The organism is Pedobacter ginsenosidimutans (assembly GCF_001442625.1).
Classification (GTDB): domain Bacteria; phylum Bacteroidota; class Bacteroidia; order Sphingobacteriales; family Sphingobacteriaceae; genus Pedobacter; species Pedobacter ginsenosidimutans.
Window position 1 is genome coordinate 24,781 of sequence record NZ_LMZQ01000010.1, and the last position, 15,042, is coordinate 39,822.

13 protein-coding genes are annotated in these 15,042 nt (G+C 36.7%); 6 read left to right on the forward strand and 7 right to left on the reverse strand.

What is annotated here, in order from left to right; all coding sequences use genetic code 11:
- Positions 1-203 precede the first annotated feature (203 nt).
- Together ASU31_RS14670 and lysA are read left to right on the forward strand one after the other, a co-directional pair.
- Entirely contained in the window at positions 204-1,517 is a 1,314-nt protein-coding gene (locus tag ASU31_RS14670) for an aspartate kinase (RefSeq protein ID WP_057933047.1), read from the forward strand.
- Between the two features lie 318 nt (positions 1,518-1,835).
- Positions 1,836-3,005, forward strand: coding sequence for a diaminopimelate decarboxylase (gene lysA, locus ASU31_RS14675; protein ID WP_057933048.1), 1,170 nt, complete (start codon positions 1,836-1,838; stop codon positions 3,003-3,005).
- A 64-nt stretch (positions 3,006-3,069) separates the two neighbouring features.
- Here the strand turns inward: lysA and ASU31_RS14680 are convergent, their stop codons facing one another.
- Genes ASU31_RS14680 through ASU31_RS14700 form a run of 5 tightly spaced genes read right to left on the reverse strand, consistent with a single transcriptional unit; the run spans position 3,070 to position 8,400 of the window.
- The gene (locus ASU31_RS14680) at positions 3,070-3,282 is read right to left on the reverse strand and encodes a YidH family protein (protein ID WP_057933049.1); all 213 of its coding nucleotides are present in this window, start codon (positions 3,280-3,282) and stop codon (positions 3,070-3,072) included.
- 42 nt (positions 3,283-3,324) lie between these two features.
- The gene (locus tag ASU31_RS14685; protein ID WP_157258024.1) at positions 3,325-4,137 is read right to left on the reverse strand and encodes a hypothetical protein; all 813 of its coding nucleotides are present in this window, start codon (positions 4,135-4,137) and stop codon (positions 3,325-3,327) included.
- Between the two features lie 14 nt (positions 4,138-4,151).
- On the reverse strand, positions 4,152-4,532 hold the full coding sequence (locus ASU31_RS14690) for an SRPBCC domain-containing protein (protein ID WP_057933051.1): 381 nt from the start codon (positions 4,530-4,532) through the stop codon (positions 4,152-4,154).
- The gene (locus tag ASU31_RS14695; RefSeq protein WP_057933052.1) at positions 4,519-7,194 is read right to left on the reverse strand and encodes a DUF3857 domain-containing protein; all 2,676 of its coding nucleotides are present in this window, start codon (positions 7,192-7,194) and stop codon (positions 4,519-4,521) included. The genes ASU31_RS14690 and ASU31_RS14695 overlap by 14 nt, the downstream gene beginning before the upstream one ends.
- Before the next feature lie 15 nt (positions 7,195-7,209).
- Positions 7,210-8,400, reverse strand: a complete 1,191-nt coding sequence (locus ASU31_RS14700; RefSeq protein ID WP_057933053.1) for an acyl-CoA dehydrogenase family protein — start codon at positions 8,398-8,400, stop codon at positions 7,210-7,212.
- Between the two features lie 113 nt (positions 8,401-8,513).
- Between ASU31_RS14700 and folB the strand changes: the two genes are divergently transcribed.
- Together folB and ASU31_RS14710 are read left to right on the forward strand one after the other, a co-directional pair.
- The gene (gene folB, locus ASU31_RS14705) at positions 8,514-8,882 is read left to right on the forward strand and encodes a dihydroneopterin aldolase (RefSeq protein ID WP_057933054.1); all 369 of its coding nucleotides are present in this window, start codon (positions 8,514-8,516) and stop codon (positions 8,880-8,882) included.
- 1 nt (position 8,883) lies between these two features.
- Entirely contained in the window at positions 8,884-10,299 is a 1,416-nt protein-coding gene (locus tag ASU31_RS14710; protein ID WP_057933055.1) for an FAD-binding oxidoreductase, read from the forward strand.
- 68 nt (positions 10,300-10,367) lie between these two features.
- Here ASU31_RS14710 and ASU31_RS14715 read toward each other — a convergent pair whose 3' ends face one another.
- Positions 10,368-10,850: an acyl-CoA thioesterase gene (locus ASU31_RS14715; protein WP_057933056.1), complete on the reverse strand. Its 483-nt coding sequence runs from the start codon at positions 10,848-10,850 to the stop codon at positions 10,368-10,370.
- A 76-nt stretch (positions 10,851-10,926) separates the two neighbouring features.
- Here ASU31_RS14715 and ASU31_RS14720 point away from each other — a divergent pair, with 76 nt between their 5' ends.
- Entirely contained in the window at positions 10,927-11,361 is a 435-nt protein-coding gene (locus ASU31_RS14720; RefSeq protein WP_057933057.1) for an Hsp20/alpha crystallin family protein, read from the forward strand.
- Positions 11,362-11,762: 401 nt separating this feature from the next.
- Complete coding sequence (locus ASU31_RS14725; protein ID WP_057933058.1) at positions 11,763-13,079, forward strand: hypothetical protein; 1,317 nt, start codon at positions 11,763-11,765, stop codon at positions 13,077-13,079.
- A 276-nt stretch (positions 13,080-13,355) separates the two neighbouring features.
- On the opposite strand, the gene ASU31_RS14730 is transcribed toward ASU31_RS14725, so the two are convergent.
- Positions 13,356-15,005 carry a MutS-related protein gene (locus ASU31_RS14730; RefSeq protein WP_057933059.1) on the reverse strand — a complete coding sequence of 550 codons (1,650 nt, stop codon included), beginning with the start codon at positions 15,003-15,005 and terminating at the stop codon, positions 13,356-13,358.
- Positions 15,006-15,042 lie beyond the last annotated feature (37 nt).

Sequence of the window (15,042 nt, forward strand, 5' to 3'; positions counted from 1 at the left end):
TATTTATTTCAGCCCATCCAAATTTTATTTTGTTGAGGGTGTTGCTTTTAAGCTGCTTTTGTTTAATTTCACGCCCCGATACAATAATAAAGAAAATTACATATTCCAGTATTTAAAAATGAAAACATCATAATTTTCTATAGCCAAAAGTAAATAAATAAATTATGATAGCTTCATTACCGTTAAAAACAATAAGCAAGTAAATGAAAATATTAAAATTTGGGGGTACTTCCGTAGGTAGTCCTGAGCGCATGACGAAGTTGTTGGATATCGTTAATCCAAATGAAGAGCAGATTGTAGTATTATCAGCCGTGTCTGGTACTACAAATAGTTTAGTAGAAATTGCAAATTATTTTTTAGCTGGAGATAAGAAGAAGGGAAGCGAGTGCGTCGAAAATCTATATCAGAAATATAAAACTTTTGTTGTTGAGTTATTGCCTGCTACCGAATTTCAGGAGCAGGGAAATGAAGTGATCGATTATCATTTCGGTTTCTTAGCTGGCTTAGCGAATGATATTTTTACTTCAATTGAAGAAAAAGTGGTGTTAGCACAAGGTGAATTGTTATCTACAACTTTATACCATATCTATTTAAAATCAATCGGTGTACCATCGATATTATTGCCGGCTTTAGATTTCATGAAAACGGATGAAGATAACGAACCTGATATTCCTTTCACTACAAAACACCTAACGCCGCTTTTAGAGAAGCATAAAGACAATAAATTATTCATCACACAAGGATACATCTGCCGTAATAGTTTTGGTGAAGTGGATAACCTGCGTCGTGGAGGAAGCGATTATACTGCTTCTTTGTTGGGAGCAGCTATTCTAGCAGAAGAAGTTCAAATCTGGACTGATATTGACGGTATGCACAACAACGATCCACGTATTGTTAAAGGCACCAAGCCAATTGCCCGGTTATCATTTGATGAAGCAGCTGAACTGGCTTATTTTGGAGCAAAGATTTTGCATCCTCAATCGGTCTTCCCGGCACAGAAATATAAAATTCCGGTTCGTTTGTTAAACACGATGGAGCCTTCAGCTGCAGGTACTTTGATTACCCACGATAGCGAAAAAGGAAAAATTAAATCAATAGCAGCAAAAGATGGCATCACGGCAATCCGCATCCAATCGAGCCGTATGTTGTTGGCTTATGGTTTCTTACGCAGGGTTTTTGAAGTTTTTGAGCGTTATAAAACACCGATCGATATGATTACCACTTCTGAGGTTGCCGTATCGTTAACCATCGATGAAACAGCCCATTTACCTCAAATTATTGAAGAACTGGAAAGTTTCGGGACAGTAGAAGTAGATACCGATCACAGTATTGTATGTGTAGTGGGCGATTTCGGTTCGGAGAAGCATGGTTTCGCCAGCAGGGTTTTAGAGGGTTTAAAACACATTCCGATCCGTATGATTTCTTACGGTGGAAGCAACTACAACGTTTCGCTTTTAATATTAAGTGAGTATAAAACCGAAGCTTTAAGAAGCCTGCACAATAGATTATTCGAATAAGAGGAAAAAAGTGCCTACAGCCACTAGAAAGCCTATAAGGAAGTGAAAAGCCAGAAAGCTTGCCGGTAGCAAACCGTTTTTATGTTTTTTGTAAGAGTTATACAATCCTGCAGAAAGGATAAGAATAATAAATATGGCGGCTGCTATCTTCATTTTTTGATAAATAAGAGGAACAGCACAATGAAAAGTAACACGATAAAGAACCGGATTTTTCCATTGTATTGTTTCTGGGTAATTCTTCCATGCTTTAAATCCAGGTAGTTACCTAAATAAATTAGACCAAAGAATAAAATTAAAATTATAATAAGGAATTTGAACATGTTCGCCGATAAAGATATATCAAAGTTTAACAATATAGAAACGCCTTTTTACTACTATGATACTGATCTGTTGCAAAAAACCTTGCGCACCTGCGCAGATGCAGCGGCTCCATATCAATTTCATATCCACTATGCACTAAAGGCGAATTTCAATAGCGTGCTGTTAAACCAGATTAAAGAAATTGGTTTCGGTGCAGATTGCGTGAGTGCAGGAGAGGTGAGAAGAGCGGTTGAAGTAGGTTTCGATCACAAAAAAATCGTTTTTGCCGGAGTAGGTAAATCGGATAAAGAAATAAACGAAGCCCTTGATCTTGATATTTTCTGCTTTAACGTAGAATCTATCCAGGAATTAGAAGTGCTAAATGAACTTGCCGGTAAAAAAGGTAAAACAGCTCAGGTGGCTATCCGTATTAATCCTAATGTGGATGCACATACCCACCACAACATCACCACTGGTTTAGACGAAAATAAATTTGGCATCAACTCCTGGGATTTGCCAGAATGTGCCGAAACTTTAAAAGCATCACCAAACCTGAAATTTATCGGTATCCATTTTCATATTGGTTCGCAGATTACCAATTTGGATGTATACAAAAACCTTTGTGTGCGTGTAAACGAATTTGCAGCCTGGTTTGAAGATAAAGGTTTTAGCCTAAAAGTATTAAATGTTGGTGGCGGCTTAGGTATCGATTATTACAATCCTGATCACCAGATTCCTGATTTTGAATCTTATTTTAAGATTTTTAATGAATTTTTGACTGTTAAACCTGGTCAGGAAGTACATTTTGAATTGGGCAGGGCATTGGTTGGTCAATCGGCTTCATTGATTACCCGTGTACTTTACATTAAAAACGGAAAGAAGAAAAACTTCGTGGTTTTAGATGCCGGTATGACTGAATTGATGCGCCCAGCCTTATATCAAGCATATCACAAAATCGAAAATCTTAGTCAATCCAGAGCAACGGGTTCGAAGTCCGAAATCGTTAAATACGATATTGTGGGGCCCATCTGTGAAAGTACCGATTGCTTTGGTAAAGAAGTGGAGCAGCCAGAATCTTTCAGAGGTGATATTTTTGCCATCCGTAGTGCTGGCGCCTATGGAGAGGTGATGGCTTCGAAGTATAATTTAAGGGATGCAATAAGATCGGTTTATAGTTACGAGATATAAATTGTCACATTGAGCCTGTCGAAATGCTTCAAAGTTCTTCGACAGGCTCAGAATGACAAATCAATTATTTCTTCTTCGACGCTACAAATACAATTACACCAGCTACCAGAATAATACCACCTGCATAAGGAGGCCAATTGACAGATTTTTCTTTATCAGCAGATATTTGAATGGGGCCAGCATCAACAATTTTTTCTTTTTTAGTGTAAGAGAAGCCAGTCCAGATGAGCATAGCAATACCCAAAACGATTAAAATAATTCCTAATGTTCTGTTCATAATATTTTATTTATATCAGAACAGCATCAGGTCGATTATGTTTTATTGAAATGAATAACCGAGACTTATCTTTTGCGCATAATTAACATTGTCAGCCATTTCATAAGAAAAAGAAAATCGCTTGATGTACAAGAAATAGTTAAAAACCCAACCGAATGAATTTTTCCCGTTAATTTCATCGTAAGCTTTTACGCCAGATCTGAAACTATTTGCAAAATTAGGTGTGCCACCAAGAAAAAATCTAAATGCGTGCCTTATATCGTGGTCATTTCTAGCTCTCCAGATTACTTCGGTAGATAATCCTGTTGTCCAAAGTACCTTTCTATTTGTTACCGCTACGTAATCTGGAATAGGGTTGCTGTATACTTCTTGTCTAAATTTGGTATAAGCTCCACCTTCGAAGCTAAGTGCATTTTCAAAGTTAATGTACCTGAAATCTGTATTTCCGTTAGCTGAGGTGTTGTGTAAGCCAGCAGAAAATCTTAAACCAAAGCCACTGATCGATTTTTGAAAGGATGGAAGATAATTCTTTAAATTCTCTGCATTGTTGTCGTTGTCTCCGCCTGATGCTTTTCCAGCATAAGCGAAAATACCATAAGAAATGTTTGATTTTTTGAAAGTATGCGACTGGCTTATATTTGCCATTCCCAATTCGAAACCCGTACCAGCGCTTGGTGAAGTAGAACCAGCATAACTTGCTGATACATTTGTTAATGTTTTAACACTGTCTGCACCCATTGCTTTTGGCATATAGCCCATGTTATTCCCTAGTATAGCTGGGGTAAGCAAAGATGTGCATGAAGTAAATGTGATAAGAAAAAGTAAAGAAGGAAGAGCGATAATTTGATTTTTCATTTTTAGTTTTTTGTTTATTCGTCAAAGAAATCTACCAAACCTCCCAAGAAATATTCCTGGATCCCATCTGTAAAATCTTTATAATCTTCATCAGGGATATTGGTTTGTTTAAATTCTAGTGAAGTTCCTTTTTTATCTTCGTGAAGTTTTATGGTTACAATAGAAGGTTCGTTTTCTTCTCCAAAATACCATTGCTGAACAATCTGTTTACCGTAAACAAACTCAATATTTTTGCCTGTAATATCTCCATCCCAGAAAGAAAATTCAGTTTCTGGCAATTCTTCAAACTCTACTTCAGCGCCAGTCCATAGTTTTATGCTGGTTTCTTTGGTAAGGGCTAAATAAACTTCTTCTGGTGGGGCAGGTATGTAGGTATATTTTTTAAAATCTTTCATTTTCTTTTATATCTATTCTTTCTAGCTTATCAGGTATAGCTTCTTCAATCTTCAGGTTGTTAATCCTGAAGTTCTCATTTATGTCTTTAATCACAGCCGTTCTCCATGCTGATGCCGGATACGTAAATACAAAGGTACTTTTTACGCGGGTAGATTTAATAAAATAAGCTATCCAAAGCGAATAAATGATTATTTTTCTAATTAACGCAGTAGCATCTGAGGCGGTAAAGAGTTGATTACCTATATGATTACCCATTGCAAACAGAAATGCGAAATCTAGAATGGCGACAATAATAGCGGCTATTTTCAGTCCTATATAATATTTTGTAAATATTTTTCGGCGGTTAAAAAATAAAAATATCACGAGTATGCTAAATGCAATCATACACATGTTTAATGCCGCTTCCATAAGCAAACAGAGTTGGTAAATGAACGTTGTAAATCTATCGTAACGATCAAGGTTATCCCAAACAGTTTGACTAAATGTTTCTGCCTTAATTATAGTAAATAGCGAGGTAAACGGTAAAACCACAATTCCAATGCCTGCAACAATGAGCCAGCCACCGATTTTTGGAGCATCTTTTATTTCTTCAAGGTCAAACGGTCTTTTTCGGGTATAGATAAATACGCACACACCCATCATTATGATGAAAACAAATACGCATAAAGTTACCATCCAGTAATTTAAATCCGATTCATTTTCCGTCTCATAGTCATTACCCCAATATAAACTGTAGCTCAGTTTATCCATTATATTGCTTCTATCTTTAATGTATTGTTTGGTATCGGCACCCGAAATTTCATCGGTTAAGTTTTGATAGTTATAATTTATTGTTAAAGTATCTGATTCGCTTTTCTGCGTGTAATTAAATTTATAGCTAGGTCGATCAACACTAAATTTATTGTCTTTAAGGTCCCAATTATCTGGGAAAATGATTTTTAGTTTTTGATTGATATTGCATGGGTAAACAAGATCCATCGGTACATCACGCGATTTTTTGAGTTTTCTTAAATCATTGCTGATCAGATCACCATAAAAATAGATGTCAAATCTATTAGAAAGTGAATCGTCTCTTACCCAAATGTTGTCAATCTCATAATTTTCAGTTAAATAAACAATGTTGTTGGTCTCATCGTCTTTAACAGTTATGTTTTTTACAGTTTGTATACCAGGGTATAATTTTGAATAATAACTTAAATAATCCTTTTCTAGTTTATCTGTCCCATCACTATTTAAATCTGCCCTGATCTGATCGGCGCAATTGTGTATGTAGACTGTTTTAATTTGGAGAGTCGCTTTTTTACCCAGGATTGTATCCGGTACATTAAAAATTGAAGTGGCATCAATTTTTCCCTTGGGATTGCTTTTAACCTCTTCAAGTTTGTCGTTGCCAGGTTTTATTACCAGAACACTTGCAGAGTAAGGGAAATAATTTTCTGTTATAGGTCCACGCTGATCAGACATGGTTGCATCAATCCAGATTTTTTTATTCTTAAATTCAACTAATACCACAACATGGTCAAATGCGCCTGTTGAGGGTAACCTTTCTTTTGTTTTATTCTTTAGATAGGTGTTTATGTATACGGGATAGGCCTGTACACCCATATTTTTTAACAGGTAAACGAGTAAAAGCGACTTGTCTTTACAGTCGCCGTAGCGTTGTCTTAAAACTTTTTCAGGAGAATTTGGGCGATGGGAATACTGTCCCATTTCTACCCCCATGTACCTGATCTCGTCTTGTACAAACCGGGTAGCAAGTTGTAAATATTGTTCTGGATTGTTGTTTGATTTAGTTTTTAGCTCCTTAACCTTAGCATTAAGGATGACTGAACTTTTTAAGTCGTAAGTGTTTAAACGTACAGACCAATCTACTATGTCTTTCCAGCTGTGGTATTCACTGATTTGAACCCGTCCGTAAGGGTTGTACCAATCGGGTTCATAGTCGTAACTGGTGAAAGTTTTAGATACCTGGCTTTGCCATTGGTATATTTTTAAATCACCTGTCTCCGTAGTTTTTAGAGGAGGAACAAAGTTGAAGTTTTTGAGTTGTATATCGCGTTTCTTATTAAAAAGCAGGCTAGCATAAACATTTGAGATTTGACTTCCGCCTTCAAAATAAATGATGTTGCTGTAGCGCGAATCGAAAACTGGATTTTTTCCTATAATAGTGTACGAAAAGTCAATTCTATCTCCTTTTCGGACATCATCTAAAATCAAATAAGCATTAAATGTTCCGCTATAAATAAATTTATTGAGCTCTTTCTCATTCTGGATAATTTTGAAATTACTGGCGTTAAGTTTATCAATAGGTTTGTTATCTCTCCAGATAATTATTTTATGAAAAACAAGTTTCTGGTAAGATGGATCAAAGGTAACCGATATTTCAGAGCCATTTTGTACACCTGTATCTGAAATAATCTCACGGATATCATGCTCGTATTCTTCTGATGTTTCTATATTGGTTTGTTGCTCATAAAGAAATAAATACCAACCATCCTGAATATCTCTTGCTGCCGGCCGTTTATCAACAGTTTTTACTTTTTGTAGCCACCGTGGTTCAGTTTTGGAAATGAAAAAATTATTTTTTTGGGCAAAAGATATATTGATCCAAAAAGCTAAAACAAGTAGAATAAGTTTTTTGAGAGCGTTTTTAATTAGCATATTTTAATTAATAGTTTATTTAAATGCGTTTAATCCGGTTACATCCATCCCGGTGATCAGTAAATGTATATCGTGTGTACCCTCGTAGGTTACTACCGATTCTAAGTTCATCATGTGGCGCATAATCGAGTATTCTCCGGTAATTCCCATTCCGCCAAGCATTTGGCGTGCATTACGTGCAATATCGAGGGCAATTTCTACACTGTTTCTTTTGGCCATTGATATTTGTTCTGCGGAAGCCCTGTTTTCACTTTTTAATACGCCTAAACGCCAAACCAACAGCTGCCCCTTGGTAATTTCGGTCACCATTTCGGCCAATTTCTTTTGCTGTAACTGGAAAGCCCCGATGGGTTTTCCAAACTGTACACGTTCTTTCGAATAGCGCAAAGCGGTATCATAACAGTCCATTGCTGCGCCTAAAGCCCCCCAGGCAATGCCATAACGTGCCTGGTTTAAACAACCTAGCGGACCTTTTAATCCGCTGATTTCAGGGAAAATATTCTCTTTAGGTACTTTAACATTGTCAAAAACCAATTCACCGGTTGCCGAAGCCCGCAAACTCCATTTATTATGTGTTTCTGGAGTCGAAAATCCTTCCATTCCGCGTTCCACAACTAATCCTCTTATTTTTCCAGATTCATCTTTTGCCCAAACCACTGCGATATCGGCAAATGGTGCATTACTGATCCACATTTTTGCGCCGTTTAAAATGTAGTGGCTGCCTGCATCTTTGATATTGGTTACCATTCCGCCAGGGTTAGAGCCGTGATCAGGTTCTGTTAATCCAAAACAGCCCATCATTTCGCCACTCGCCAGTTTCGGCAGGTATTTTTTACGTTGTTCTTCAGTACCATAAGCATAAATAGGATACATCACCAACGAACCCTGCACAGAGGCTGTGGAACGTATACCAGAATCACCGCGTTCAATTTCCTGCATCAAAATTCCATAAGCGGTATAATCTAATCCTGCACCACCATATTCAACGGGAATAGTTGGTCCGAAAGCACCAATATCAGCCAAACCTTTAATTAGGTGTTTTGGAAATTCTGCTTTTTGCGCATAATCTTCAATAATCGGGCTTACTTCTTTTTTTACCCAATCTCTGGCCGTTGCACGAATTAATTTATGTTCATCGGTTAACAATTCATCCAATAAATAATAGTCTGGTGCCTCGTACAGGTCCTTTTTTACTGATTTGCTCATGTAATTTCGTGTTATCTGGTTATGAAATCGCGTTCATTTCAAAGGTAACAATTTACGACAAGGGGCATTATATTCGTGAATAAAAATTTAATTTTGCAGCTTACAGAACATAAATGAGCCATTTCAAACAAACAGTAGCGTTAAAAGATGTAAAGTGCTTTGCCTTACATGGGTATTATCCGGAAGAGCAACTTATTGGAAATCATTTTGTTGTGGATTTAGTAACAGAATTTACGCCCCAGGGTTTTGATGATGAACTGGCACAGACGGTTAATTACGAAGACTTGAATCACATTATCCTGGAGGAAATGAAACATACTCAAAAGCTTTTAGAAACGGTTTTGAAGAATATTATTTCTAAAGTTATCGAATTGTATCCTTTTGTTGAAATCGTAAACGTGAGTATTGAAAAACTAAATCCACCTATGCCTGGCCAAATTGGGCACTCTTTTGTTAAATTGTCTTATACATCAGCAAAATAAAATGAATTTTACGAAGATCAATCCCGAAATTTTAGCGGAAATTAAAGCTGCAATAGGAGCAGATAAAGTTTTTACTGATGTAGAAAGTTTAGATAATTACAGTCACGATGAAACGGAAGACCTACGCTTCCAGCCCGAAGTTGTGGTGAAACCAACTTCTCCCCAAGAAGTCTCTGCTTTACTTAGAATCTGTAACGCACATCATGTTCCTGTAACGCCACGTGGTGGTGGTACTGGTTTAAGCGGTGCCGCTCTACCAATTTACGGCGGTGTTTCTTTATCGATGGAAAAATTTAAGGCTATCTTAGCTATTGATACTGAAAACCTTCAGGCAACTGTTGAACCAGGCGTAATTACCGAAGAATTCATCAATGCTGTGGCCGAAAAAGGACTTCTTTACCCTGTTGATCCAAGCAGCAAGGGATCTTGTTTTATTGGTGGCAATGTAGCCCATGGTTCTGGTGGGCCAAGGGTTGTGAAATATGGAACAATACGTGAATATATCCTCAATCTCGAAGTGGTTTTGCCAAATGGAGATATCATTTGGACAGGTGCAAATACCCTTAAATATGCATCAGGTTATAATTTAACCCAGCTGATGATCGGTTCGGAAGGTACTTTGGGCGTGGTAACTAAAATCGTTACCAAATTATTACCTAAACCTAGTCAATCGGTTTTAATGATGGGCTCTTTTAGCACGAATGAAGATGCATGCGCAGCGGTTTCTGCAATTTTTAGGGCAGGGGTAACGCCATCGGCTTTAGAGTTTATGGAGCGGAAAGGAGTGGAATGGGTAATTAAATTTGATGATATTAAGTTCGATTTAAAAGATGATGTTGCTGCTTTATTGATGATTGAGTTCGATGGGGATGATTTGGATGATATCTTTAAAAACTGCGAGAAAACCAATGTTGTTTTAGAAGAGCATCGCTGTACGGAAGTTTTATTTGCAGATACCGCTTCTCAAAAAGAAGAACTCTGGCGGATGAGAAGAACGATGGCCGAATCGGTAAAATCCAATTCTGTATACAAAGAGGAAGATACCGTTGTTCCGCGTGCGGCTTTACCTAAGTTAATCAATGGCATCAAAGAAATTGGTGCAAAATACGGTTTCGAAAGTGTTTGTTATGGTCATGCCGGTGATGGAAACCTGCACGTAAATATCATTAAAGCTGGAATGAGCGATGAAGACTGGAAAAACAAACTCAGATTTGGCATTGCCGAAATATTCGAATTAACAACCGCTTTAGGTGGTACATTATCTGGTGAACACGGAATCGGTTTGGTGCAAAAAGAATTTATGCCAATCAAGTATTCAGAAATCCACCTTAATTTAATGCGGGGTATTAAAAAAGTTTTCGATCCGAATGGGATATTAAATCCTGGCAAAATTATGCCTGATGTTTCTAGTTATTAGGAAACATTAAAAATTGTCGTCATTTCGAGCGGAGTGCAACGCAGTCGAGATGACGATCTCCGTTTTTTTTACAGCTGTTCAAAACCGAGCATCTTTTGCTTTTCTTCTTCAGGAATGGCGGTCGGTTTGCCTGTGGCGTAATCAACCGCAATACAAACGGTTTTGCCTTTACTGCAGATTACCTCTTCAGCCCCTTTTATTTTCACAATCTGGTAATCCAGATCAAAACTGGTATTGCCAATCCTCGATGTTTTTACATGAATAGCAATTTTATCATTCATTACAATCGGTAGAATATAATCAAGTTCTGCGTGAGCAATTACGATTCCGGTTTTCTTCCAGTCCCATTTTATAATTTCTTCCCAATATTTGGTTCTGGCAATTTCGAGGTAGGTAAAATAAATGGAATTATTAACATGCCCCATCATATCGAAATCAATAAAGCGCAAATGGATATTGGTTTTATAGTTGAATTTGTCTGAAAAATCCTTTATTTCTGCCAATTTGTCTTTTGATTTGGATTTATTTTGCCAAAATGTCTTGAATATCATAAATTTTTGGTTTGGTATGTAAGTTGAATATGGTGTATTATCAATTTAAAAATTAAAAAAATAAAGAATAAGCGATATGACACTAGTAAATTTTAACAACAGAACCCGTAACACAGCTCCTTACTTTAACAATGTTTTTGATTCATTGTTTAGCGATGCAGTAACTAAAAACAAAATGGTTGATAAATCGCCAAATGTGAACATTTACGAAAATGAAGCTGCGTATGTAATTGAGTTGGCTGCTCCAGGTTTAAAGAAAGAAGATTTTCAGATCAATTTAAAAAAAGACACACTTTCTGTTTGGGCAGAAGTTAAAAAAGACGAAACCCAGGTAGCTAAAGATTTTACACGTAAAGAATTTGATTATAGCTCATTTGCAAGATCATTTAATTTACCAGATAGTGCCGATGGCGATAATATTACTGCTGAATACAAAGACGGTATTTTATCGATCAATATCAGCAAAAAAGACGATGCTAAATTACAGCACAAAGAAATTGTAGTATCGTAATAAAGATATTCTCGAGAGAGGATTTTTCATAATAGTTTAGTTTTTTTCAAAGGTTATGAATCTTGCATCAGCTGAGTTTGAGGTAAGTGTGATTGATTACTGATGCAGATTTCATAATAGTTTAAGTTTAGGTTTTATAAGGTTAATGCTGGATGGCATTAACCTTATTTTTTTAAGTGAGGTCGTCATTTCGACCGCAGTGTTCCAAAGGAACTCCTTCTGAGGAGAAATCTGTCTAGTTGAATAAAGATATTAGATTTCTCCATTCCGCTGCGCTTCATCCGATAGCTATCGGATCGAAATGACGTTGCCTTAAGGCCTTGCAGCCGCTTAAGTATTTAGATTGATTTTAAGTTACATTCTTAAAATCACCTTAATCTCATTTTTCGTACTTTTGCGGCATGGAGAGAGAAATTCTGGATACAAAGCGTAAAGCACTTAAAATAAACCTTGACCCGAGAATTTATGGCACCTTTGCCGAGATAGGAGCGGGACAGGAAGTTTCTAGAAACTTTTTTAATGCTGGCGCAGCATCTGGAACAGTCGCCAAAACGATGTCGGCTTACGACATGACTTTTAGCGACGCTATTTATGGAGCAGAAACCAATGGCCGTTATGTAAGTCAGAACCGCCTTTTGCAGATGCTCGATCACGAATTCGGTTTACTCAATGAGCGTTTATCGGGCGAAAAATACGAAAGCCGTACGTTTTTCGCCTTCGCTGATACTGTTACTACCCTGAATTATAAACGTACCAACGAGCCTCATGGCTGGGTTGGTCTTCGTTTCCAGAGCGAGCCAGGTGGCTCACCAAATGAAATATTTTTCCACGTACGTTTGTTGGATACAGATGTAAACATGCAGCAGCGTGTTTTAGGGATAATTGGTGTTAACCTACTTTATGCAGCATTTTACCATTATCAGGATCCAAAATTGATGGTAGAATCTTTAGCTGATAACTTAACCATCGGATCTGTAGAAATCGATTTGATTTCGGTAAAAGGGCCGGCTTTTCCAGGTGTAGATAATATCCTGCTTAATCTGTATATGATTATGAAGGATTTCTCGGCAGCAGCAATTTTCGATGCAGATGCGCACCCCCGCCAGGCCAAAGATCTTTTGTACAAAAAGGATATCATGATTTTAAGGACCAAATATGGTCAGAAATCATTACCTAACTTTAACCTTTTTAATAAAGCTACCGATCAGTTTAAACGTACAAACAAGGTAGAGGAAGGGAACCTAGCGGTAATGATAGAGGTTTTGTTAACTAACGTTTTAACAGATGGACAAGAAACTCCTGATGATATCGACCTGGAAACAGTAGCTAAAAGAGCACAGGAAATGTGCGATACGGGTAACATCGTGATCGTATCCAACTTTACCCGCCACAACCGCCTGGCGAAATATTTGGCAAGGTGCAAACCTAAAAGTGTTGGCTTGGCAACAAACATCAACAACTTAAAATTTGTATTCAATTCTAAAAATTTTACCGGAGAAAATTATTCAGGTCAGTTATTAAGCTATGTGAACGATATGTTTAACACCAATGTGCGGTTATTTGCTTATCCTTTCCTGGATAAAAAGACCAATCAGGTAATTACCACGGCAAATATGCCCGTTACGCCAGAGGCAAAACCTTTATTCGATTTTCTTTTGATAAACGGTTATATTACTGATATTAAGGATTATAGTGAGGATGAGGTGAAGACGGTTTAGAGGATTGATCTATCGAGAACCGTCATCTCGACTGTAGTGCAACGTAGTGGAGAGATCTATTAGTAGAAATTTTAGGCGATTAGAAAATGAAAGTCAGTACTCCATCGGATAATTCAGTCCTTCTTTCCGTTACAAGTCCGCACCCGATGAAGGATCGGGTTTACGGGCTTTACACTCCAATAAGGTTTATAAACAAAGGCTTTTACAGGTATAAGACCGTTTCGATGCCCAATAGCTAGTTATAGGTGCTTCACTAGGTTCAGAATATAATGGATTTTAAGAACTCAAATCTTTACTGATCTTCAAGGCTTCCTCAATAATTTCTTTTGGATAATGAGACATTTCGAGGATTTTGATTGCATTTTTGGTTTTAAGCGGACCTTCCTTTAATTTATGATCAAAAATAAGCTCATTATCGGTTATTGTTTCTGTAAAATGATGAAGTTCATACTCTTCTGCAAGCATATTAGATAATTCGATATCGTGTGTAGCCACAAAAGTTAAATTTTGCTCACGGTTTAAATGCGACAATATGGCTTTGGCTGCAGCAATCCTTTCTATCGTATTGGTACCTTTAAATACTTCGTCCAGAATAAAAAGATTCTGATCAGGATTTTTAACTGCTTCAATCAATGTCGACATTACGTCAACTTCCTCTAAAAAATAGCTTTTACCCTGAAACAAGTTATCGTCGATTCTTATTGAAGTGTGCAACTTGAAAAATGGTGCGCTATAAAATTCTGCAAAACAAATATAAATGGTTTGAGCCAATAATGAATTGATTGCAACAGTACGGAGAAAAGTTGATTTGCCAGACATATTTGAACCAGTAATCAACATGCTTTTCTGATCTAACTTTACTTCATTTTCAATACAATTTTTAATTAGGGGATGCCTAATACCTTTTATTTCAATTCCTTTATGTGGTTCGGTAAATTGGGGTTCGCAGATCTGTTCACTTTCCCTTAATGAGGCTACAGCTATTGCTATATCTATCGATCCAACATATTGGTAAAGATTTAAAATATCATTCTGATTGTTTTCGATGAGCTTGATCAACTTGAAAAAAGTAAAGATTTCGATCAAGAAGATTGCTTTAATAATCTCGAACAGGTAAAGTGGCACCTGACTTAAATCGCCTTGATTATTCTGACTGAAATCCTGATAAAGAATGCCGATTCTTCGCTGAAATTTCCTGAACATCGGAATAGCGTTTTTTATTTTATCAGCCTCAAATGGTATTTTTTCTTTTACCAGTTTTCTCGAAACATTAATCAAAATATTAAGCTGTGAGAGTGATTTGGTGAAAATAAGTAAATGTTTTTTATTCCAATAGTTTAAATAAGTGGCATTAAATGTAATCAACAGAAGTGCCAATATTAAACAGACTGAAACTTTAATGGATAAAATCAATAAGATTGCTAAAATGAGCAGATCTATAGAAAGCCATCTAAACCAGGCTGGCTTTTCTACCAATTTATCATTTAACAATAGTACTACTGAGTAACTTTCGTTACTGTTTAATTTTATAAGTTCGGTTTGGACTTTTTCCCTGATTTCTTGGTGTGTGGTAAAAAAATCGGCCTGATCTTTTAACTTTTCAAGCTCCTCCAGGTTACTAGTTGGTTTTGCAAGTTTATTGTAGAGGAATTGTTGACCAATTTTACTTGTGGTACGATCTATTTTCGCAAATAACTGATCGAAATCGATATCGGCCATGGTTTGGTAAGAAAGTGTATGGAATACCTTTTCCTTTACATAGGTTGAATACCAACTTGCCTTATTGAAATTAATAGGTTCTGTTTTTTCTTTTCCCCAGCTGTTTTTAAGGTCTTTTAAAATTTGCTTTTTCTTTTTTCTCGCATCAAAAAGAGCAAATATCATTAAAAGTATTATGGCTGCGATGCCGAATAATAGATAGTTCATGTAAGGTGCTAAAGGCTTACAATATACATGATAAATG

Bases quoted from the DNA above. Each gene is read 5' to 3' on its own strand.
- ASU31_RS14700 (WP_057933053.1), bottom strand. From the start codon at position 8,400: ATGAGCAAATCAGTAAAAAAGGACCTGTACGAGGCACCAGACTATTAT.
- ASU31_RS14710 (WP_057933055.1), top strand. From the start codon at position 8,884: ATGAATTTTACGAAGATCAATCCCGAAATTTTAGCGGAAATTAAAGCT.
- ASU31_RS14695 (WP_057933052.1), bottom strand. From the start codon at position 7,194: ATGCTAATTAAAAACGCTCTCAAAAAACTTATTCTACTTGTTTTAGCT.
- ASU31_RS14685 (WP_157258024.1), bottom strand. From the start codon at position 4,137: ATGAAAAATCAAATTATCGCTCTTCCTTCTTTACTTTTTCTTATCACA.
- ASU31_RS14680 (WP_057933049.1), bottom strand. From the start codon at position 3,282: ATGAACAGAACATTAGGAATTATTTTAATCGTTTTGGGTATTGCTATG.
- ASU31_RS14715 (WP_057933056.1), bottom strand. From the start codon at position 10,850: ATGATATTCAAGACATTTTGGCAAAATAAATCCAAATCAAAAGACAAA.
- ASU31_RS14725 (WP_057933058.1), top strand. From the start codon at position 11,763: ATGGAGAGAGAAATTCTGGATACAAAGCGTAAAGCACTTAAAATAAAC.
- ASU31_RS14720 (WP_057933057.1), top strand. From the start codon at position 10,927: ATGACACTAGTAAATTTTAACAACAGAACCCGTAACACAGCTCCTTAC.
- ASU31_RS14670 (WP_057933047.1), top strand. From the start codon at position 204: ATGAAAATATTAAAATTTGGGGGTACTTCCGTAGGTAGTCCTGAGCGC.
- ASU31_RS14730 (WP_057933059.1), bottom strand. From the start codon at position 15,005: ATGAACTATCTATTATTCGGCATCGCAGCCATAATACTTTTAATGATA.
- ASU31_RS14690 (WP_057933051.1), bottom strand. From the start codon at position 4,532: ATGAAAGATTTTAAAAAATATACCTACATACCTGCCCCACCAGAAGAA.
- lysA (WP_057933048.1), top strand. From the start codon at position 1,836: ATGTTCGCCGATAAAGATATATCAAAGTTTAACAATATAGAAACGCCT.
- folB (WP_057933054.1), top strand. From the start codon at position 8,514: ATGAGCCATTTCAAACAAACAGTAGCGTTAAAAGATGTAAAGTGCTTT.